Source organism: Roseateles sp. SL47, assembly GCF_026625885.1.
Classification (GTDB): domain Bacteria; phylum Pseudomonadota; class Gammaproteobacteria; order Burkholderiales; family Burkholderiaceae_C; genus Roseateles.
Genome location: NZ_CP113068.1, coordinates 2710462 through 2726678, shown reverse-complemented (window position 1 = coordinate 2726678; position 16217 = coordinate 2710462). Strand labels below are relative to the sequence as shown.

The window sequence follows — 16217 nt, the reverse complement described above, 5'->3', positions numbered from 1 at the left end:
CCGGATGCTAGGAAGGCTCCACCGCTCAGAAGATGCCAGCTGCTGCACCACCCGTAGGCGCGAACGACATGATCAGCGCATCCGCCAGGTTGGGCGACGGCACGTCACGCTTATCCAGGTCCTTCTTGCTCTCCACCTTCACCCGGCTGTGGGCGTCGTAGTCTTTCTTCGGGGTGCTGAGTTCATCCACCAGCTGGTTGAGGTGCGGCAAATCGCCTGCGATGGAGATCATCTGATCCGGCTTGAATACCTCCCCACGGCGCACCGCGTTGTAGGTGTTGCGAAACCGGTCGGCCACCAGCCACCACGCCTGGGCCTTGATGTTGGAGAACATGTCCTTGTTCTTCACTCCGCGGCTGTATTCCGACTCTGGCCGCCAAATGGCACCGCCGGCATTGAACTTGACGTAACGCACAGGGATGACCGGCTTCAGCGAGTCGTTGATCTCGGCGAACTTGGCACCCGCCGACGCACCCACACCGATGCAGTCATAGGTGATTTCCGCCCCATACTGCTGGGCGGTCCTGTAGGCCCGGCTGCAGGACGTCAGCAGCTCATCCTCAGCGGCCTTCCACATGTCGGCCGTCTGGACCACAGAGCCGTGTGTGCCGATGGTTGCGCACTTGTCAATGCCGGAGTCTGCGATGTCGAACCCGAGGCGCTTTTTGCCAACCGCCTCGAAGCCCAGCTTTTTGTGAGCATCCACCGAGGCCAGGATCCACGACCGCTTGATGATGGCTTCGTTGTCGTCCTCCTTCGGCTGGCCGCCGTAGATGTGGGCGAACTCGTCCGGGTCCTCCAGCCGGGCCGCCTCAATGATGTCCAGCATCGTCTTGGACAAGAACATGTTCTCGTCGTAGTTGATCTGGCGGACGATGGTGTTGGGGGGCGGGTTGAGCACGAAGCGCCGGTAGGCGAAGTCGGTGGCCAACCTGGGATTGAAGATGATCCAGATTTGGGAGCCGGCCTTGCGGATCGTTGGCTCCAGAACCTTCCATTGCTCCTCGGTCAGGTTGTGGGCCTCTTCGATCCACAGGACGTCGATCGACTCCAGCGACTTGATTTCATCAATCGACCGCCACAGGCCGTAGAACATGAACTCGCTGCCGGTGGCGCTGAAGATCTTGTCCCGCTGGACGTCGAAGCGAGTCTGAAGGCCGAAGCGCTCGATCTGGATCTTCAGCAGCGCATAGACCGACTCGCTAATCCGGTTCTGATACTGGCGCACGCACAGGAACCGCAGCTTGGCGTTCGTGGCCAGGTAGACCGCGAAGCCGGCCGCATCCCAGCTCTTGCTGGACGCGCGCCCACCGTGAAGCACCCGGTTTCGGGCCGGAGTCGTCCAAAAGGAGCGCAGGACCGGATTAAGCGTCGGACGTGCTGGGGTCTGCGCCATAGAAGTGGTCCAGGGACGTCGGAATCTCGCGCTGGGCAGCCTCTTCCTCGGCCTTCTTGATGGCGTCCTTGTTGGCAGCCACCAGGTTCAAGGCGATGGAGGCAGACTCATTGGCCAGCTTGCCCAGGACCATGATCCCCTTCAGGGCCTCGCCGGACTTGAGCGGGTCGGCGTCATCGATCTTCGCCACCTCGGAGTTGGCCAGTGCCTGAAGCCTGTGGGCGGTCGCGGCGCCGTAGTGCGCTGCACTGGCGAGGTTGTCACTGATGGCGCGGAGCCGAGCCGCTAAAGAAACTGCCTGAATCTGTTCGGAAATTGACAACTCCGATAGTGCCGCGTTAGTGGCAACTATCTGATTTGCAACGACTTTCACGGCATCTGCTCGTTTCGAAACTCTGTTCGAAATGGTCGCTTTGGAAACTTTGAACTCGCGCGCCAAGTCGGTTGGCCGCTCCCCTTCCAGGATGCGCCTGCGGATCTCTTCCCATTGCCGTTCTGTCAGTTTCGAGGGTCGCGCCATCAACCGCCTCGGTTCTTGCGCACTTGCCAAAGGTGCTCTTCGAGCCCGTCAAGGGCGATGGCGACTGCATAGCCCAAGAACGCCCAGGACGGCGCCCCGAGCACGAGTGCGAGGCTGGTTGCGACGGACACGACGCCAGCCACGCTGATGAGCGCGAGGTGTTTCTCGATGATCATTGGTGTGCATCCGCCCACACGCGGCTCCCCTTCGTCTTGAATTTCTGCTTCGGTGGCTTGGGCGGCTTCTGGCGGGCCCGGCGGGCTTCCTCCTTCATGCGCCACTCCTCGGTTTCCTGGACCCGCATGGACAGATGGACGATTCGTCCGTCCTCTCGGATGATCTGGCGGTGGATCTGCGGGATTTCTTGGTTGGCGACCCTACCGCGAGGCCGGCGGTTGATCACCGCGCAGTTGGCGAGGCCGAACACGCTGGCCGGGCCCAAGCCTTTGGGTATCTTGCATTCCGCAGCGCTGACCACCGTGTGCCGGAATGGCTCGATCTGGATCTCGTCCAGGTCTTCGGGCTCCAGCTCTAGGCGTGGCAGGATGTCTGGTTGTACATAGACCAGCTCCAGTTGCACATAGCCTGGGTCGTTTGCGGCCTGCTTCACCATGCGGACACGCTTCACCGGCGGGGCTATGGGCGCGACAAGGCCGCAGAACAGTTCAAGCTGCTCGGCGGCGATCCTCATTGCTGTCATCCGTTTTCTCCCCCGCTCCGGTTAGGTGCGCATGGAGCGGGCATGCTACGGAGAGGCGGATAAATCACGGACGTACGCCCGCAGGTCCTGCCAGACCTTTGCCGCTCCCATGCAGAGGATGGTGGCCAGCCCCAGAGCCGTCACTGCCAGGACGAACAGGCCGCCAAGGATGACCAGTCCGGCCAGGCCAAGCCAGCGCCGGGGCGTCATGCCGCCTCCTGCATGCTGGGGTCATTGGCGGCACCCTTCTCCAGGGCCCTGGTCATGGCGGCGAACTCGCGGCGGATCTCGGCCAGGCTCTCCCTGGTGTGGTCCTGGAGCGGGTGGGGAGCGTCCAGGCGGTCCAGCAGGTCCTGGCCATACCGTGACAGCAGGCCCTCCCGGTAGCCGTGGATGTTGCCGCTGAACTGGACGTTGCACCGGTGGCACTGCTTGTGGATGTTGTAGGCGAGGTACCGCATTTCCCGGTGCGCTCCCACGGACTTAAAGTGCCCGGCCTCCCACTGCACGGTGTCATAGGTGCCGCAACTGATGCAGGGCTGCTTGCGGTCCCGGACCAGGACGTAGCGGTTCACCACCCTCTCGGTGGCCTTGAGCCAGTGGCTCAGGGGCTTGATGTCGGCCAGGGCCTCACGGTGGACGCGGTCTGCATCGCGTTGCGCCCGGGCGGCCTGCTTGGCCTTCTCGGCCGCCACCAGCGCAGCAGCGCATTCCGGCCCGCACGCACGGTGCGTCATGGACCGGCGGATGAACCGGTTCTGGCAGCCGGGGGCCTTGCACTTCACCGGCTTCTTGCCGGGCTGCTGGCCAGCCTCTGGCGGCTTGGCCTTGAATGGGGTCCGCTTCATCGGGGCGCTTCGCTTCATCGGCTCCCCCCCGCTTCGGTCTCTGTCGCTTCATAGTCGGCCACCCAATCCACAGCCTCCGTGAGGTTTTGGCGCTGGACCTGATCCATCGCCTTCACCCGCTTTTGCACCTCGGCGGCTTGGCAGCCCAGCAGGCCGGCGGCCAGGCGGGTGCGCTGCTGCTTCTCGGTCTCTGCCATCAGGCGGCCTCCTCCTGGGATCGGACGGCGGCATCGTTCGCTGCCTGGCGCTGGGCCAGCGCTTCCCACATGCGAATGCCTGCCAGCCGAGCAAGGTCCACGCATGCCCGACCGTCGATCTTCTCGGCCGCCGCATTCGGCGTCGCCCGCCTCACGACCTCGGCGACGATCTGCTGGCGCTTGTCATGCAGCACGATCACGCCGCAGGCCGGAGACGGCAGGAACTCCTCCAGGTCTGGCTTCCAGATGCTGGCGGGCATGGCGAAGTAGTGCTTCCAGACTTTCGGCGGCCACTGGCGAGGTGCTTGCGGGCCCTCAATGAACCAGCGATGCTGGTGCCACCATTTGTCCTTGGCGGCATCGCGCTTGAAGTCGGCTCGGCTGACCTTGATTTCAATGTCAATGACGCGCAGGCTCTCGTGCACCACCAGCATGTCGCACTCGTAGCCAGTCCAGCTGCATTCCGGCACGATGATCACTGCCTTGTTCTGGAACGTCTGGCGGAGCATGGCCTTGACGTGACTCGCGTTCATGCTGCCTCCCTCTGCGCCGCGCTGGCGTCGTTGGCGGCCTCCTGGCGGCCCAGGCTCTGCGGCTTCCACCTCACCCCACGCTCATCCCCGTAGGAGTGACAGAGGTTCAGGAAGATGCCGGCCAGCTCGCGCGTGAGCGGCTTCGTGGTGAGTGCGATCAGGTGCAGGCCGTCACCGTCCATGTCGGGCAGCAGCACCGGCTCGATGGCCCGCCATTCCTCCATGAACTGGGGATCGTCGCGGGTGTGCTCATAGAGGGTGGCGAGAATGAAGCGCTTCCACACCAACGGCCCGCGCTTTTCACCGCCGAGCTCCAGCTGGTCTGCCAGGTCCTGCAGGGCGGAGTTGTAGGTGTTCTGCTGGGCCCTGGTCTGAGGGAAGTAGGCCACCACGGCCATGCCCTCCAGGCGGGCCCGCATCAGCGAGGACATCTGCCGCCAGAAGTGCAACATCTTGTCCTTGCCCTCGGCGATGTTGGGCATGTAGCCCCAGACGAAGTGCATGCTCATGCGGCCTCCATGACGGTGACGTGAGGGTCATTGGCTGCGTTGATGGTCTTGCGGATCACACGCTCCTGCGCCTGGAAAAACTCGTTGTGGGTGACCACTGCCAGGGCCTCGGCCCAGGTGGCGGACAGGTCCCGTAGCTGCTTCAGCTCTTCGGAGTGCAGCGTGGCGGAGCCGCTGGCCTTCTTCCGGTTGAGGACCTGGACGATGTTGGTTTGGTGCGCCTGGATGAACTCGGCCGAGTCACGCACCAGTCCCAGGTGGGCCAATGCCTCGATCATGTTGAGGGCGTCGAAGATGTGCCCCCATTGCTCCTGGGTGGCCACGCCCTGCCCGGCCGCATCCACGGCGCCAGCAACCCGGCCGGCGATGATGAGCTGATCGTCTCGGCCCAGCTTCATTGCCCCTTGCATGGCCATGACGTGGGCCTTCGGATTCACACCGCGCGGGCGGTAGCTGCTTCGCTTTCTCATGCTGCAGGCCTCCAGTTGAAGACACTGGCGCCGTTGGCCGCTTCGGGCCACAGCTTCCCTGCGCGTACCAGCCCAATCGCTTGACGGGAGACACCGCGCAAGGCGGCCTCCTTCGTCATGTTGTTCTGACTCATGCGAATCTCACGGGCGATCTCCAGCGAGAGTTTGGTTGGGCGGTTGCGTGCTCCGCGAAGTTTTCCAGCTCGCGCCGCCGCTGTCTGAAGTTCGCCACGGCGGGCCATTTCCCGCACAGATTCCGCGATGGTCATCACCATCATGTGCTCGATCGCGCAGCACCGATCAGGGGCTTCTTGCGCTCGCCGGTGATCCGCAGGGCGATGCCGGTAGCGAATGCGCGGCAGTCCGCAGGGGCCTGGGTCTTGATGGCCTCCCGCATGGCCTCAGCCGCCACCTCGGACCCGTGGTCCTTGGCGAAAGCGTTCAGGAAGGACTTGGCCTCGCCCACGCTGACGCCGTTGTCGGTGAGCCAGTTCCCGGAGTCCTGCCACAGCCGCCGGCGGGCCACAGCCTTGGCCTCATCCTCGAAGGACTTATCCACAGAAGCCGTCGCGTCAGCGTCGGCCGAACCGATAGGTTCGGAATAACTATTCCCTTTACTTCCCTTCTCTTCTCTTCCCTTCCCTTGCGATCCCGACGGGATAACGTCGGGAGTCCCGGTGGGATCTGGGTCGGATGAAGTCGGGACTGCCGAATGCTTCCGCTTCATGAGCGCGCGGGAGTGCGGGTTGAGCGCCTTCAGCAGCGCCTTAGCCCCGATGATTTGGGCTTCCAGCGGCGCAGAGTCGAAGGTGCCGCCCCAGCGCTTCGCATTGCCGTTGCCGCTGCTGATCGTGCGCCCCAGCTTGTCGATCCAGCACTCCAGCGCCTTCTCGCACACGACGGGGTGATAGAGCCGGCCGTCGTCGCACTTCACAAATCCGCGCAGCGCGCCGTCCCGAACCTTGGTCCAGGCCTTGTCGATCTTGCCGCGCAGACCGTAGCCGGCCTGCTTCGCAATCCAGCTGTCGGTGTCCGGGATGGATCCGGCCGGCACTTGGTGCCACGACGCACACCACAGCAGGAAAGCCGCCCAGCAGGCCTCCGGCGTCTCGTCAGACGCGAGGCTGGAATCACGGACCCGGACCACGTCGACCAACATGGACGGGTAGTCCTGAAGGTCGCAGTCGGCGGGTGTCAGAGGTGTTCTGCTCACGTGAGTGCAAGCTCCAGCTGCTGCGCCACCAGGCGCAGGGCCTCCACCGGCCGGCCAGATTCCGGGCACAGCTTCTCCCCCACCACCTCAATGAGGCCCTTCTCGATCAGGGCATGCACCCGGCCGCAGACGGGACCAGAGCGGAAGCCGGTGAGGGCCTCCAGCTGCCGGCGGGTGTAGAGCTGGCCCACCTCCATCGCCGAAAGCACTTTGCGCTCGCTGGCGCAGAGGTCAGTCTGGGCGATCTGGTAGTAGGCGCGGCGACTAGTTTCTGCGGTGTCGTGTTTCATTGCCGCACTCCCGTGGTTGCCAGCCTGTCGGCCACCACCTTGGCAACAATCGAATCGGCGGCCTTGAGCACCTCACGCCAGTTCCTCAAGTCGGGGGCGTCGTCGGGCCATGCCTGCATTTCCCCGTCACTATCAAAGCGAACGAAGTGCCAGAACAGGGATGCCCGCAAAGCGCTGTATGCACTCTCGTCACCCCACTCGGGTTCGTAGTAACCAGACATGCGACCAAAGCCGAGCGTGCCGCGAAGCGGGAGAACGTCCCTGCCAAACCGGTCCTGTTCGTTGCCGAGCCAGTCGCTGGACCAGTCTTCAGGCGTATGCCTAATCGTCTGGTCCTCGCAGTGCGGATCCCAGAGAACAAGCAGCGCGTGCGCCCGGGCACAGAGCTTTTTGAAGAGGCGACGCCGGCCCGCGAATTCGTAGCAGGGGCTTGCCCCGTATCCCGGCATTCCGATCAGTGTTGTGGACATCACACCCTCCTTCCCGCCAGGATGGCGCGGGCCTTCTCCAGGTCCGCGCGCTTCTGTTCTGCCGTTAGGGTCGGCGCCGGCGACGGACCGAACTTGTCCAGCTTGGCCTGATTGAGGGCGGACAGCTTCCGGCCGGAGGCGGCGCCTGCCCTCTCCGCCTTGGTGGGCCCGGGCATGACCGGGACGTAGTTGGGGCTGAAGGCGTTCATGCGGCATCCTGATAGATCTGGCGCTCGTGGCGGAAGTTGGCCTCCACCAGGGCCCGCGCCTGGGGCGGGCTCACGCTGTTGCCGCACATGCGAACCTGGGCTGTGGCGGTCAGCGGGATCCGAGGGACCTGCAGCGGGTTGGCCGCCTGGACACCGTCCACGAACAGCTTCTCCGGGTCCGGGATCTCCTCGATCACGTAATCAGCCGGGAATCCCTGGGCGTTAAACAGCTCGCGGGGCTTGAGCATACGCAGCGTGATGTCCACCAGCACCCACCACTGCCCGCGCTGGTGCACCATGACCATTTCGGCCGGCTCCGCGAAGTGCTCGGGCAGGTACTTGTGCAGCAGCTCGGCGCACTGACGGGCGCGCTCGGCATGCTCCGGCGCCAAGCTGGCGGCCGGGACCTGCATGGTCTGCACTAGACCCATGCGGCCCTTGGTCGGGATCGTGTGCATCGGGTCGTCCAGGTCCTGCCACTGGCCGCCGTTGCTGTAGTACTTCACCGCATAGGCGGTGATCAGGCGCTGGTTGCTGCCGGCGGCGGTGATGGTGCTCAACGGCTCATTGGCGGCGCGGCCATCGCCGTCGTAGAAGCCGCCGTTCGCCTGCTCCAGGCATGCCGCCACCAGCGCCTGCTCGCCCCGGTTGGCACATGTCAGCGTCTTCACCGGCTCATCCACCGCATACCCGCTGCGGTCGCCGTGGTGCGTCAGGTGGGTGAGGTGCACTGCGGCGAGCGCGCTGGTGGCGCCGCTGGCTGTCACGGTGTTGAGCGGGGCCTCGAGCGAGCGCACGCCGTGGCTGAATCGCTTCGTGCCGTCCTTGCCCTCGCCGTGGCCCATGTCCACCAGGTGAGCCATCGAGACGTACTGCTTGACACCACCGGCCACGACGGTCCCCAGCGGCTGCTCAATCTCCTGGGTCCTCGCATCCTGCCCGGGCCGCTCTCCGTATCCGACAGTCACCAGGTTGGCGGCGGCCAGGCCGTGGTGTGTGCCACCAGCTGAAATGGTGGACAGCGGCGATTCCACGCTATGCCCGCCCATGTGCGCCTCGCTGGTGCCACGCATGGGGGCCAGGGCCGGCGCCACGACCGTGAAGTGCCCGCCCTTCACCTGCGCGCAGGCAGTGCGCAGCGGTTCATTGGCGGCGGCGGTGCGCCCTTCGGCAGGCCGCGACTGGTCACCGATGAAGGGAGCCAGCACCGGTGTCGCAAGGCAGGAATCCGCCTTGGAGGTGATGGTCTGGGCGGGCTGGTGAATGCTCCGCTCCGGTGACTGCCCCATTCGCCCCCCTACCCCCACGATGAATGGGGATGCACTGGTGAGCACGTGGCGCCACAGGCCTTTCGCCACCCGGCGCTGGGTGTTCTCGGCCAGCTCCTTCTTCCGGCCGAAAATGCTCAGGGCGGGGAGGCTGAAGTCGATGCAGTCGGCTGCGGTGCGCCAGGCCTGACGCCGCCCGGCCTGCACCTCGGCGGAGGTGGGCTTGCCGAACTGGTGGTCCGGAAACTGGATCGGCAGGCCGTCGCGGCGCGCCACCAGGAAGAGGCGCTTGCGGATCGTCGGGGCGCCATCGTCGCAGGCCCGCAGCTCGCGCCACTCGACCGCATACCCGTGCTGCCGCAGCTGGCGAACGAACGATTCGAATGTCTTGCCCTTCTTGGCCGGGTCCGGCCGGGCAGTTCCGTCAGCCTCAATGATCAGCGGGCCCCAATCCTGGAACTCCTCGACGTTCTCCAGCATCAGCACGCGGGGCTTCGTCAGCGCCACCCAGCGCATGCCGACCCAGGCCAGGCCGCGGATGTGCTTCGCCACAGGCGTCCCGCCCTTGGCCTTGCTGAAGTGCTTGCAGTCGGGGCTGAGCCACACCAGCGCCACCGGCTGGTTCTTCGTGACCTTGACGGGTTTCACGTCCCAGACCGACTCGCACAGGTGCAGCGTCTTCGGGTGGTTGATGGCGTGCATCGCCAGCGCTTCGGGATCATGATTGATTGCGATGTCCACCGGGCGGCCAAATGCCTGCTCCAGGCCAGTGGACGTGCCGCCGCCGCCGGCGAAGTTGTCGATGATCAGCTCGCGGCCCAGGTCCAGCGGCATCGTGAAGGCGTCTCGCTTCATGCGGGCTTGCCTCCCTGGGGAATGGCAAACGGAGCGCGGGCAGGCACTGCTGGCGCGGAAGCCGGGGCCGGTGCTGGCGCCGGTACGGGGAAGCGGAAGGGGTCCGCCGGCTCGCGTGGGGTCGGGATGCTCATGGCTTCAGTTCCCTGGGAAGACGAGGTAGTCGATGGAGGGCTGGTCGGGCCGAGCGTCTTGAACCCAGCCATCGGGGCGCGGGGCGCAGCCCTTCTCGACCACGATGTCTTCCGTGCGAAGCAGCGTTTGCTCGCTGCAGCACAGGTACGCCACTGGCAGGTGTTGGGGCTGGGTCTGAAGGAAAGCGATCAGGTCAGAGACCGTGATCGGCTTGACGGTGAAATCTGTGCTCATACGGTCTCCAGGTCGATAATTCCTCGGCTCCTGCCGCGCGTGAGGCGCAGCGCGCCGGCCTTCTCCATGCGCTGAAGGATCTCTTCGGCGGCATTGGCCGAAGCCCAGCCGAAGAACTCTTGAATCTCCACGCGGGTGGGCGGCATCTGGTGCTCCTTGCGGTAGTCCCGAATGAAGCCCAGCACTTGCTGCTGGGTGGATGTGAGGGTCACTGTCATGCCGTCGGCTCCACCAGTTCAACAGCCGCAGCCAGCATCTCCACCGCCGCGAATTCGGTGAGCCCGCGCTGCTTGATCAGGTCTTGAGCCGCTTCGAGATCACCCCTTCCAGACCGTGCTGTCTCAGCGCGAATCGCCTCGCCTAGCTGCTTCATGCGGGGACCAAAGGCGCCACGCATGATCGTCCGGGCGGAATCACGCACCTCATAGAGCTTCGCGGCCATGCGAACCTGCTTTTCGGTAGCGGCCGGCGCGGCAGCGTGCTCGGCTGCCACCTTCTTGGACTGGCCGATGAAGTCCAGTTCACCGCCCAGCGCCTCGATCAGCGCCGGGATCAGCTGCGACAGTTCACCGGTGGCAAGGGCCGCATCTACGTCGAAGGCTTCGTCCTTCGCGGGCTTGTCCCGGCCGTCGAAGACCACGTCCAGGAACTTGATGCCCTTGACCTGCAGGGTGTCGGTGAGCGTGAAGGAGATCCGCTCCTTCCAGGTCATGGCCAGGCGGGTCGGCATCTTGCCGCTGGCTAGGTGGCTGCGCAGTTCGTCGGTGTCCAGGTTGTGCCGGCCGTACTTCACCACCGATTTCATTTCGTCGGCGGCCTTGAGCTCGCAGTCGCGGTCGATGGTGAAGCCCTCGGGCGGCACGCCATCCATCAGCCAGGCTCCCATGCACGCGGCCGGCGCCTGGGCCGACTGCAGCAGATGCAGGTTCAGCGAAGGGTCTGCCTTCACCAACAACGTGATGAGGTCATCGGCCTTGCCAATGCTGGAGGCCTCGACCATCAGCAGCCGCTGGGCCGGAGAGATCCAGACTTTGAGGTGAGACTGGGTTGTGAAGGCGCGCGGAAGCAACTCCAGGGTGACCTGCTCGGCAATGTCCCTCGCCTGCTTCTTCCCCGGCCGGCGGCCGGTCTCGTCCTCGATCTGGTCCAGGCGCTCCTCGGTGTGCTCGCGCACCACGCTGGATGGCAGGATCCGCTTCTCCATGCGGAGGGTCAGGAGCCAGTGGCCGGCCACCTGCTCCAGCAGTGGAGCGCCCTCCTCGCCTCGCGGCGGCACCCAGCCGGCGGACAGGGCCTGGGTCGGGCCGCAGGGCTGGAAGGCCTCACGCTCGAGCGAGTCCAGGAACAGGTCAGCATTCGGAGACCAGTCGGCGCCGATGCGATAGGTGATCAACTGTTTCAGCATTCAGGCCTCCATGGCTTCGTGTTGCTCTTGGATCGCGGCCAGCAGCGCATCGGTCGTGAGGCCGAACGCATCCGCTGCCGCCTTGAGGACGGCGACGGCCGGTGCGCCGTCCAAGCCGAGGGCGTGCAGATACGCAGTCACCGCTGACTGGGTGATCACCTCCTCTACAGTCGCGGCGCTATGGCCGAAGTGCGATGCGGTCTCCTGAATGGCGTGAACACGCGGAGATGTTTTGATCAGCTCGCGGTAATACGCAGTGATCTGGCGTCTGGAATAGATGGACATCGGTCCTCCGTTTTTTAGGCCGCTGCGGGCGGCATCGCGAAACCCACCTGATTCGCCGCCGAGCGCAGCGGAGAGAAATCACCGGTGGTTTGCATGTACTGCACGAGCCGCGAAACAGTCGCGCCCATGACTTCTCCATCGAAGTGCATCTCCTCGAATGGAGCAAACTCGCCATAGACCTGCTTCATTGCTGCGCGTGCAACTGCGCAGGCCTCGTCAAGGTCGCGATAGAAGCCGAAGTAGTGATCCTTTCGGTCCTTTCTGAAGCGGACCACCCAGCCAGAGCCGCCCTTCGCCGAGAACACCCCGGGGTGTCCCGATGCACTTCGCGCGGTTCTGTTGACGTTGTTTTCCGAGTAGCTCGCGGCGCGCAAGTTGTCGCGCTGGCAGTCCAGGCCGAAACGGTTCCTGTGATCGATCAACTGGCCTTCAATGCCAGCGAGGTCGGCAATGAAGCGATGCAGCATCACGCGGGTGCCGCCCACTGTCGCCCTCGCGTACATACAGCCGTTCTTGGGCTCGGCGAAGTACCAGCGATGGCGCATCACAGCTTCCGCGTCGATGTCATCGACATAGGCTGAGAAGGCGTGGTTGGCGAGCGGGACAACGAAGGTCATGAGTTCTTGACCTTCAGGCGTGCTCGAATGGCGCGAACCGGCTTCTTCGGCTTGAGCTCAAACCCCAGCTCATGCGCGATCTTCTGGATCGGGGCGACGTGCCCGGTGGTGCGACAGAACCGGACAAAGCGGCCTAACTGCTCTGCGCCAACAGACCCAATCCACTTGGACATGTAGCCTTTGCTGGCGCCAATGGCCTTCGCGATCTGTTGGTCCGTCCGCGGGTCGTGGCGGACCGCTTCCGTCATGCAGCGAGCCAGATCGAAGGCCTCAAGCTGGCGGAGATCGAGCAATTCAAGGTTGAACTCGGTTTCCACAGGTTGCGGATCGTTCTGTCCAGTATTTGCCGGTTTCATCGGCTTCGGTTCGAAACTGCGACTCATGAGAGCTCCCACTCTGTTGATGAACTACGCCGAGGCCGATGACCTCGCAGGGACACCCGGACCGATCCGCCCCTGGCCCAGAGTGGGAGGAGACGGAGCCCAAGGCATCACGGCCGGATGGCCCTGCCAAGCCACAGACGAAAGGAATGCGATGAACGAGAAGCGGATGTCACAGACCCAGCGAGACATCGCATGGGCCCACGAAGCGTGGCGAGAGACACTCAGGCGCTGCCTGAGATCCCTTGCCGCGCAACTGGAGACAGACGCCAGAGCGCTGCGGGTTGCAGAACTCAAGGCGAAGTCGAAGTGAGTTGGCATGGCTCAAGCCCCCTGCTCCGCTGGCACGGATGGGGCACCGTCTGTGCCGACAAGCTCAGGCCAGATGACGTGCCAGTCGTCGGGGCGGAGGGTCCAGCGACGGACCTGCTGGTTGCTCAACTCCTCAATCCGCCTCGCCAGCGCCGCATTCGCGGTGGCGTGACCGTAGGCAACGTTGTTGAGGTGTCCGACAGACGTCTGGCTCTGCCCTGCAAGGGAGCGCCATCCGTCCTTGTCCATGGTCCGCTTCAGTTCAATGAGCTGCATGCGGCGCATTACATCAAACAATGTTTGTTTGGTCAACACTGTTTGATGTATCTCGAGTGATGGAATCTCGCATGACCAAAGCAGACCCCTTATCAGCTACGCGCCGGCAGAGGCTTCAGGCCTACTGCAAGAAAAAGGGTTGGCAAAACGAGAATGGCACCTGGGCAATCAAAGAGATTGGCCAGCACTTGAAGAAGCCGCCGCAGAAGATCAGCGACCTATTGAACGGTCGCGGGGCGTTCGGGGCAAAGATAGCCAGAGACCTCGAAGATGCATCAGAGGGTGGGCTGCCGCCCGGCTACCTGGATGATTTGGCCCAACTGGACTCGGTCATCCCTGATGTACTCCCAGGGTTTGAGCCAGCTCCAGCATCACAGCAGCTCATCCTCACGTTCAACACGAGCGTGCTGGCCGATGGCTTGCTGAGGCTAGATGAGACCTCTCGCCAGGAGGCCGCGAACAGCCTTTCAGAACTCGCCAAGTTTCCGGACAGCGGACTTGCTCGAGAGCGTGCAGCGAAGGTGCTCGGCAAAATTGAACCGATGAAAGTCAGGGTCAGCGCTACAAGCGTAGAGCCAACGTGGCGCGACTCGGCCGTGGAGGTATTCACGGAGCTATGGCTACACGGAAAACACCTCGAGCCGGCAGCGCTTGTAAGCGCCATTGATGCTGTGCATTCCGAACGAATTACTCAGACTCGCGCGATGTCCGCACAACCTGGGAAGGCCAAGGCGTGATGTGATGGAGGTGTGGTGCATCTAGACCACACACCAAAGGGGGGTAGCTGTGAGGTGGCGGCGCCCGAGAACAATAAAAATGAAACTCTGGGCACTGCTGTATTGCCATGCCCGAGAAGTCCCCGCCAGCCCCCTCCCCCGTCACCATCCAGGCCGAGATCGCACAGGTCGGCTACACCGCCGATGGAGCCGTGAACTTCCAGCCACAGAGGGAACCTCCGGAAAGCGTGGCCATTCGCTGCCAGGTGCCGGAGTGCGGCACCCTCAACTGGCCTCACGAGACCGTGTGCCGAGGCTGCGGCTACGACAGCTTTTGGTGGGTGACGCCGACCTTCCGTGTCTGCGTGTTAATTTTGTTACTTCTGATTCTTTTGGTGCAGCTTTGGAGCGCAACGAAATCGGCGTGACGAACCCGACACCACGCCAGTAAGTGTTTTCCCTGCATCGCCGTATGGGCACGGTTCCCGATCATGTGTACTCACGGGAGCATTACAGAGATGGAAAACCAAGAAGAGAAGCCGTCCAATCGGGACATCCTGGCCAAGATCCTGGCCGCAGCACCAGAGGACCCAACCAAGAAGAAATCAGCGGCGCCCGCGCCCGGCGTGTTCATCGCTGGTGACGTTGGTCAAGTGGCCTTCACCATGAGCGGGCCGATCACCTTCCCGGCGCCGAGCCCGCGAAGACGGAAGCAGTGAGCTTCCGCTCCAAGGGGGTACCGTTTCGTTACCCCCTGCATAGCGCTAAGTTGTTGATTTCCCTCATTCCTGGAATTCCCGGAATGGGTCAATGACTGTGTGGGCCTGCGGAAATTCCCGTAGGCCCTCGGCAGTCTTCAAATGCGGGGAATTCCCGCATTTGCATTCATGCGCTGCGCTTGAGCCGGTCAGCCGACGCGGCGTACCACTTCAGCTGCGTGACCGGCGTCCCGCTGCTGTGCTTCTTCCCGGTGTCGAAGAGGCGGTACAGCCCCTCGGCAGCCGGCAGCGGCACCCATTCATCACCCACGCGCTTTTGCAGGCCCGCCTGCTCCAAAGCCCTGTTCACCTTCTGGGCCGACAGGCCGCCCAGCAGCTTGCCGAGCGCCGTTGGCGTCAGGGCCTGGGTCTCCTGGTTGGCGGCCAGCAGGTGGGTGTTGCCGCTCAACTGCAGCAGGTTGACGCCGTGCACGGCGTAAGCGGCCTGGTTGGCGGAGATGGCTGCCGCGTTTTGGTCCAGGCCGATCACACGCATGAAGCTGAAGACCGCGGTGGCGTCAGTCGCAGCCACCACTACGGGGGAGCCAGCCCCGGGCGGCGCCGTGAACCCTTGCGCCACGCGCTCGCACTGGATGAAGTATTGACGGGCCTGCTTGCCCTTTTCGGTCCGCTCGACCATGGCCAGCTCCTTGGCCATGTCCACAGAGATGTGGTACGCCACCGTGCGCTGTGGCCGTGCCATTGAGCTCCCCGAAACTGGGGAGCTCAACTCGTGTGCGACCTCATAGTCCTCGTGCTCCACAAAGCCGTACTGCGCAATTCGATCCTTCATCCATGTGGAGAAGTCTTTGCCAACCTCCAGGAAGCTGTACAGGTCGCGAGCGTTGACCGTTTGAACGGCGACACCACCGATGGTGGCGCTGGTGATCTGAATGAGTTCGTTCACGTTGGTTTCCTTGCGTTGAAGAAGAAACCCCTCGGTTTCCACCGTCCGTGGTAGCAGCACGGCCCGTGAGGGCTAAACGGTGGAAGCCGAGGGGTTCACTCATCAGCCGGTGATCTCACCGGCCCGCAAGGCACCCTGCTACAGGCCCCGCCACGTTCCGACTTCGGACACGCAGGGCGAATCTAGCACGATATGTACGGATGTACAGTGTTTTCATGCCAACCCTAAAGGTTTGGCGGGCGCTACCTGCGAGGCGAATCAGGGCTGTGCAGAACTGGCAGATGTCGCTTGTTTGGAGGCTTTCAACGCGTCGCGCTGAGCATCAGTGATCGAGTCCAGCATTGCGCTGTAGTCGTACTTGTCGCCCCATTCCACCAGTTTTCCATTTACGAACCGCACAAAGACTCGGTCATTAGAGAGCATCTCGTTGTCGACATTGGAGAAGCCAATGAGCGTTGGGGACCACCAGAAGAAGCGCTCCGAGAGTCCCTGCTCAGTCATCTTCGCGGAGGACTTGCGCGGCACCCCCATCACCTCAGTAACCTGGTTCTTGTCCATTCCCATGGATAGACGCATAGACCGCGAGCTGTAACTCTCCGATTGATGGGCGCATGCGCTGAGCGCCAGCGCGGCGGCCGCGATGAAAACGGTTGGCTTCATTCCCTCTCCCCGGGGTTGTTGAGTGTGACCGGATGTTATTCGACAGCATGGTTT

28 protein-coding genes are annotated in these 16217 nt (G+C 63.5%); 3 read left to right on the top strand and 25 right to left on the bottom strand.

What is annotated here, in order from left to right:
• Positions 1-25: 25 nt before the first annotated feature.
• From OU995_RS11905 to OU995_RS11795, 23 genes are all read right to left on the bottom strand, one after another.
• Positions 26-1396 carry a PBSX family phage terminase large subunit gene (locus OU995_RS11905; protein WP_267835759.1) on the bottom strand — a complete coding sequence of 457 codons (1371 nt, stop codon included), beginning with the start codon at positions 1394-1396 and terminating at the stop codon, positions 26-28.
• Positions 1365-1916 carry a helix-turn-helix domain-containing protein gene (locus tag OU995_RS11900; protein WP_267835758.1) on the bottom strand — a complete coding sequence of 184 codons (552 nt, stop codon included), beginning with the start codon at positions 1914-1916 and terminating at the stop codon, positions 1365-1367. Before OU995_RS11900 ends, OU995_RS11905 begins: the two co-directional genes overlap by 32 nt.
• Positions 1916-2092, bottom strand: coding sequence for a hypothetical protein (locus tag OU995_RS11895; protein ID WP_267835757.1), 177 nt, complete (start codon positions 2090-2092; stop codon positions 1916-1918). Before OU995_RS11895 ends, OU995_RS11900 begins: the two co-directional genes overlap by 1 nt.
• Complete coding sequence (locus tag OU995_RS11890; RefSeq protein ID WP_267835756.1) at positions 2089-2607, bottom strand: hypothetical protein; 519 nt, start codon at positions 2605-2607, stop codon at positions 2089-2091. Before OU995_RS11890 ends, OU995_RS11895 begins: the two co-directional genes overlap by 4 nt.
• Positions 2608-2661: 54 nt before the next feature.
• The gene (locus tag OU995_RS11885) at positions 2662-2826 is read right to left on the bottom strand and encodes a hypothetical protein (protein ID WP_267835755.1); all 165 of its coding nucleotides are present in this window, start codon (positions 2824-2826) and stop codon (positions 2662-2664) included.
• Positions 2823-3464: a recombination protein NinG gene (locus tag OU995_RS11880; RefSeq protein WP_267835754.1), complete on the bottom strand. Its 642-nt coding sequence runs from the start codon at positions 3462-3464 to the stop codon at positions 2823-2825. The genes OU995_RS11885 and OU995_RS11880 overlap by 4 nt, the downstream gene beginning before the upstream one ends.
• A 14-nt stretch (positions 3465-3478) precedes the next feature.
• Positions 3479-3661, bottom strand: a complete 183-nt coding sequence (locus OU995_RS11875) for a hypothetical protein (protein ID WP_267835753.1) — start codon at positions 3659-3661, stop codon at positions 3479-3481.
• Positions 3661-4194 (bottom strand): hypothetical protein, encoded by a 534-nt coding sequence (locus OU995_RS11870; RefSeq protein ID WP_267835752.1) that lies wholly within the window; start codon positions 4192-4194, stop codon positions 3661-3663. The genes OU995_RS11875 and OU995_RS11870 overlap by 1 nt, the downstream gene beginning before the upstream one ends.
• Positions 4191-4703: a recombination protein NinB gene (locus OU995_RS11865; RefSeq protein WP_267835751.1), complete on the bottom strand. Its 513-nt coding sequence runs from the start codon at positions 4701-4703 to the stop codon at positions 4191-4193. The genes OU995_RS11870 and OU995_RS11865 overlap by 4 nt, the downstream gene beginning before the upstream one ends.
• Positions 4700-5173 (bottom strand): hypothetical protein, encoded by a 474-nt coding sequence (locus OU995_RS11860; RefSeq protein ID WP_267835750.1) that lies wholly within the window; start codon positions 5171-5173, stop codon positions 4700-4702. The genes OU995_RS11865 and OU995_RS11860 overlap by 4 nt, the downstream gene beginning before the upstream one ends.
• On the bottom strand, positions 5170-5451 hold the full coding sequence (locus OU995_RS11855; protein ID WP_267835749.1) for a hypothetical protein: 282 nt from the start codon (positions 5449-5451) through the stop codon (positions 5170-5172). Before OU995_RS11855 ends, OU995_RS11860 begins: the two co-directional genes overlap by 4 nt.
• Positions 5448-6332, bottom strand: a complete 885-nt coding sequence (locus OU995_RS11850) for a hypothetical protein (protein ID WP_267835748.1) — start codon at positions 6330-6332, stop codon at positions 5448-5450. Before OU995_RS11850 ends, OU995_RS11855 begins: the two co-directional genes overlap by 4 nt.
• Before the next feature lie 50 nt (positions 6333-6382).
• A complete protein-coding gene (locus OU995_RS11845; protein ID WP_267835746.1) occupies positions 6383-6676 on the bottom strand; it encodes a hypothetical protein in 294 nt (97 codons plus the stop codon).
• Positions 6673-7146 carry a hypothetical protein gene (locus OU995_RS11840; RefSeq protein WP_267835745.1) on the bottom strand — a complete coding sequence of 158 codons (474 nt, stop codon included), beginning with the start codon at positions 7144-7146 and terminating at the stop codon, positions 6673-6675. The genes OU995_RS11845 and OU995_RS11840 overlap by 4 nt, the downstream gene beginning before the upstream one ends.
• The gene (locus OU995_RS11835) at positions 7146-7355 is read right to left on the bottom strand and encodes a hypothetical protein (RefSeq protein ID WP_267835744.1); all 210 of its coding nucleotides are present in this window, start codon (positions 7353-7355) and stop codon (positions 7146-7148) included. Before OU995_RS11835 ends, OU995_RS11840 begins: the two co-directional genes overlap by 1 nt.
• Positions 7352-9478 (bottom strand): DNA cytosine methyltransferase, encoded by a 2127-nt coding sequence (locus tag OU995_RS11830; protein WP_267835743.1) that lies wholly within the window; start codon positions 9476-9478, stop codon positions 7352-7354. Before OU995_RS11830 ends, OU995_RS11835 begins: the two co-directional genes overlap by 4 nt.
• A 138-nt stretch (positions 9479-9616) precedes the next feature.
• Positions 9617-9847: a hypothetical protein gene (locus OU995_RS11825; protein ID WP_267835742.1), complete on the bottom strand. Its 231-nt coding sequence runs from the start codon at positions 9845-9847 to the stop codon at positions 9617-9619.
• The gene (locus OU995_RS11820; RefSeq protein ID WP_267835741.1) at positions 9844-10065 is read right to left on the bottom strand and encodes a hypothetical protein; all 222 of its coding nucleotides are present in this window, start codon (positions 10063-10065) and stop codon (positions 9844-9846) included. Before OU995_RS11820 ends, OU995_RS11825 begins: the two co-directional genes overlap by 4 nt.
• A complete protein-coding gene (locus OU995_RS11815; RefSeq protein WP_267835740.1) occupies positions 10062-11252 on the bottom strand; it encodes a recombination-associated protein RdgC in 1191 nt (396 codons plus the stop codon). The genes OU995_RS11820 and OU995_RS11815 overlap by 4 nt, the downstream gene beginning before the upstream one ends.
• Positions 11253-11537 carry a hypothetical protein gene (locus tag OU995_RS11810; RefSeq protein ID WP_267835739.1) on the bottom strand — a complete coding sequence of 95 codons (285 nt, stop codon included), beginning with the start codon at positions 11535-11537 and terminating at the stop codon, positions 11253-11255.
• A gap of 14 nt (positions 11538-11551) precedes the next feature.
• Positions 11552-12154, bottom strand: a complete 603-nt coding sequence (locus tag OU995_RS11805) for a hypothetical protein (RefSeq protein WP_267835738.1) — start codon at positions 12152-12154, stop codon at positions 11552-11554.
• Positions 12151-12537 carry a hypothetical protein gene (locus OU995_RS11800; RefSeq protein ID WP_267835737.1) on the bottom strand — a complete coding sequence of 129 codons (387 nt, stop codon included), beginning with the start codon at positions 12535-12537 and terminating at the stop codon, positions 12151-12153. The genes OU995_RS11805 and OU995_RS11800 overlap by 4 nt, the downstream gene beginning before the upstream one ends.
• A 321-nt stretch (positions 12538-12858) precedes the next feature.
• Positions 12859-13122, bottom strand: coding sequence for a YdaS family helix-turn-helix protein (locus tag OU995_RS11795; protein ID WP_267835736.1), 264 nt, complete (start codon positions 13120-13122; stop codon positions 12859-12861).
• A gap of 71 nt (positions 13123-13193) precedes the next feature.
• Between OU995_RS11795 and OU995_RS11790 the strand changes: the two genes are divergently transcribed.
• The 3 genes from OU995_RS11790 to OU995_RS11780 all read left to right on the top strand — a co-directional run bounded on the left by OU995_RS11790 (position 13194) and on the right by OU995_RS11780 (position 14557).
• Positions 13194-13859 (top strand): hypothetical protein, encoded by a 666-nt coding sequence (locus OU995_RS11790; protein ID WP_267835735.1) that lies wholly within the window; start codon positions 13194-13196, stop codon positions 13857-13859.
• A gap of 107 nt (positions 13860-13966) precedes the next feature.
• On the top strand, positions 13967-14266 hold the full coding sequence (locus OU995_RS11785) for a hypothetical protein (protein ID WP_267835734.1): 300 nt from the start codon (positions 13967-13969) through the stop codon (positions 14264-14266).
• Positions 14267-14356: 90 nt separating this feature from the next.
• The gene (locus OU995_RS11780) at positions 14357-14557 is read left to right on the top strand and encodes a hypothetical protein (RefSeq protein WP_267835733.1); all 201 of its coding nucleotides are present in this window, start codon (positions 14357-14359) and stop codon (positions 14555-14557) included.
• 166 nt (positions 14558-14723) lie between these two features.
• On the opposite strand, the gene OU995_RS11775 is transcribed toward OU995_RS11780, so the two are convergent.
• Positions 14724-15503 carry an antA/AntB antirepressor family protein gene (locus OU995_RS11775; protein WP_267835732.1) on the bottom strand — a complete coding sequence of 260 codons (780 nt, stop codon included), beginning with the start codon at positions 15501-15503 and terminating at the stop codon, positions 14724-14726.
• Between the two features lie 258 nt (positions 15504-15761).
• Entirely contained in the window at positions 15762-16163 is a 402-nt protein-coding gene (locus OU995_RS11770) for a hypothetical protein (RefSeq protein ID WP_267835731.1), read from the bottom strand.
• Positions 16164-16217: the final 54 nt, after the last annotated feature.

Excerpts from the sequence above, each read along its gene's own strand:
- OU995_RS11905 (WP_267835759.1), bottom strand. The coding sequence starts at position 1,396 with ATGGCGCAGACCCCAGCACGTCCGACGCTTAATCCGGTCCTGCGCTCC.
- OU995_RS11900 (WP_267835758.1), bottom strand. The coding sequence starts at position 1,916 with ATGGCGCGACCCTCGAAACTGACAGAACGGCAATGGGAAGAGATCCGC.
- OU995_RS11895 (WP_267835757.1), bottom strand. The coding sequence starts at position 2,092 with ATGATCATCGAGAAACACCTCGCGCTCATCAGCGTGGCTGGCGTCGTG.
- OU995_RS11890 (WP_267835756.1), bottom strand. The coding sequence starts at position 2,607 with ATGAGGATCGCCGCCGAGCAGCTTGAACTGTTCTGCGGCCTTGTCGCG.
- OU995_RS11885 (WP_267835755.1), bottom strand. The coding sequence starts at position 2,826 with ATGACGCCCCGGCGCTGGCTTGGCCTGGCCGGACTGGTCATCCTTGGC.
- OU995_RS11880 (WP_267835754.1), bottom strand. The coding sequence starts at position 3,464 with ATGAAGCGGACCCCATTCAAGGCCAAGCCGCCAGAGGCTGGCCAGCAG.
- OU995_RS11875 (WP_267835753.1), bottom strand. The coding sequence starts at position 3,661 with ATGGCAGAGACCGAGAAGCAGCAGCGCACCCGCCTGGCCGCCGGCCTG.
- OU995_RS11870 (WP_267835752.1), bottom strand. The coding sequence starts at position 4,194 with ATGAACGCGAGTCACGTCAAGGCCATGCTCCGCCAGACGTTCCAGAAC.
- OU995_RS11865 (WP_267835751.1), bottom strand. The coding sequence starts at position 4,703 with ATGAGCATGCACTTCGTCTGGGGCTACATGCCCAACATCGCCGAGGGC.
- OU995_RS11860 (WP_267835750.1), bottom strand. The coding sequence starts at position 5,173 with ATGAGAAAGCGAAGCAGCTACCGCCCGCGCGGTGTGAATCCGAAGGCC.
- OU995_RS11855 (WP_267835749.1), bottom strand. The coding sequence starts at position 5,451 with ATGATGGTGATGACCATCGCGGAATCTGTGCGGGAAATGGCCCGCCGT.
- OU995_RS11850 (WP_267835748.1), bottom strand. The coding sequence starts at position 6,332 with ATGTTGGTCGACGTGGTCCGGGTCCGTGATTCCAGCCTCGCGTCTGAC.
- OU995_RS11845 (WP_267835746.1), bottom strand. The coding sequence starts at position 6,676 with ATGAAACACGACACCGCAGAAACTAGTCGCCGCGCCTACTACCAGATC.
- OU995_RS11840 (WP_267835745.1), bottom strand. The coding sequence starts at position 7,146 with ATGTCCACAACACTGATCGGAATGCCGGGATACGGGGCAAGCCCCTGC.
- OU995_RS11835 (WP_267835744.1), bottom strand. The coding sequence starts at position 7,355 with ATGAACGCCTTCAGCCCCAACTACGTCCCGGTCATGCCCGGGCCCACC.
- OU995_RS11830 (WP_267835743.1), bottom strand. The coding sequence starts at position 9,478 with ATGAAGCGAGACGCCTTCACGATGCCGCTGGACCTGGGCCGCGAGCTG.
- OU995_RS11825 (WP_267835742.1), bottom strand. The coding sequence starts at position 9,847 with ATGAGCACAGATTTCACCGTCAAGCCGATCACGGTCTCTGACCTGATC.
- OU995_RS11820 (WP_267835741.1), bottom strand. The coding sequence starts at position 10,065 with ATGACAGTGACCCTCACATCCACCCAGCAGCAAGTGCTGGGCTTCATT.
- OU995_RS11815 (WP_267835740.1), bottom strand. The coding sequence starts at position 11,252 with ATGCTGAAACAGTTGATCACCTATCGCATCGGCGCCGACTGGTCTCCG.
- OU995_RS11810 (WP_267835739.1), bottom strand. The coding sequence starts at position 11,537 with ATGTCCATCTATTCCAGACGCCAGATCACTGCGTATTACCGCGAGCTG.
- OU995_RS11805 (WP_267835738.1), bottom strand. The coding sequence starts at position 12,154 with ATGACCTTCGTTGTCCCGCTCGCCAACCACGCCTTCTCAGCCTATGTC.
- OU995_RS11800 (WP_267835737.1), bottom strand. The coding sequence starts at position 12,537 with ATGAGTCGCAGTTTCGAACCGAAGCCGATGAAACCGGCAAATACTGGA.
- OU995_RS11795 (WP_267835736.1), bottom strand. The coding sequence starts at position 13,122 with ATGCAGCTCATTGAACTGAAGCGGACCATGGACAAGGACGGATGGCGC.
- OU995_RS11790 (WP_267835735.1), top strand. The coding sequence starts at position 13,194 with ATGACCAAAGCAGACCCCTTATCAGCTACGCGCCGGCAGAGGCTTCAG.
- OU995_RS11785 (WP_267835734.1), top strand. The coding sequence starts at position 13,967 with ATGCCCGAGAAGTCCCCGCCAGCCCCCTCCCCCGTCACCATCCAGGCC.
- OU995_RS11780 (WP_267835733.1), top strand. The coding sequence starts at position 14,357 with ATGGAAAACCAAGAAGAGAAGCCGTCCAATCGGGACATCCTGGCCAAG.
- OU995_RS11770 (WP_267835731.1), bottom strand. The coding sequence starts at position 16,163 with ATGAAGCCAACCGTTTTCATCGCGGCCGCCGCGCTGGCGCTCAGCGCA.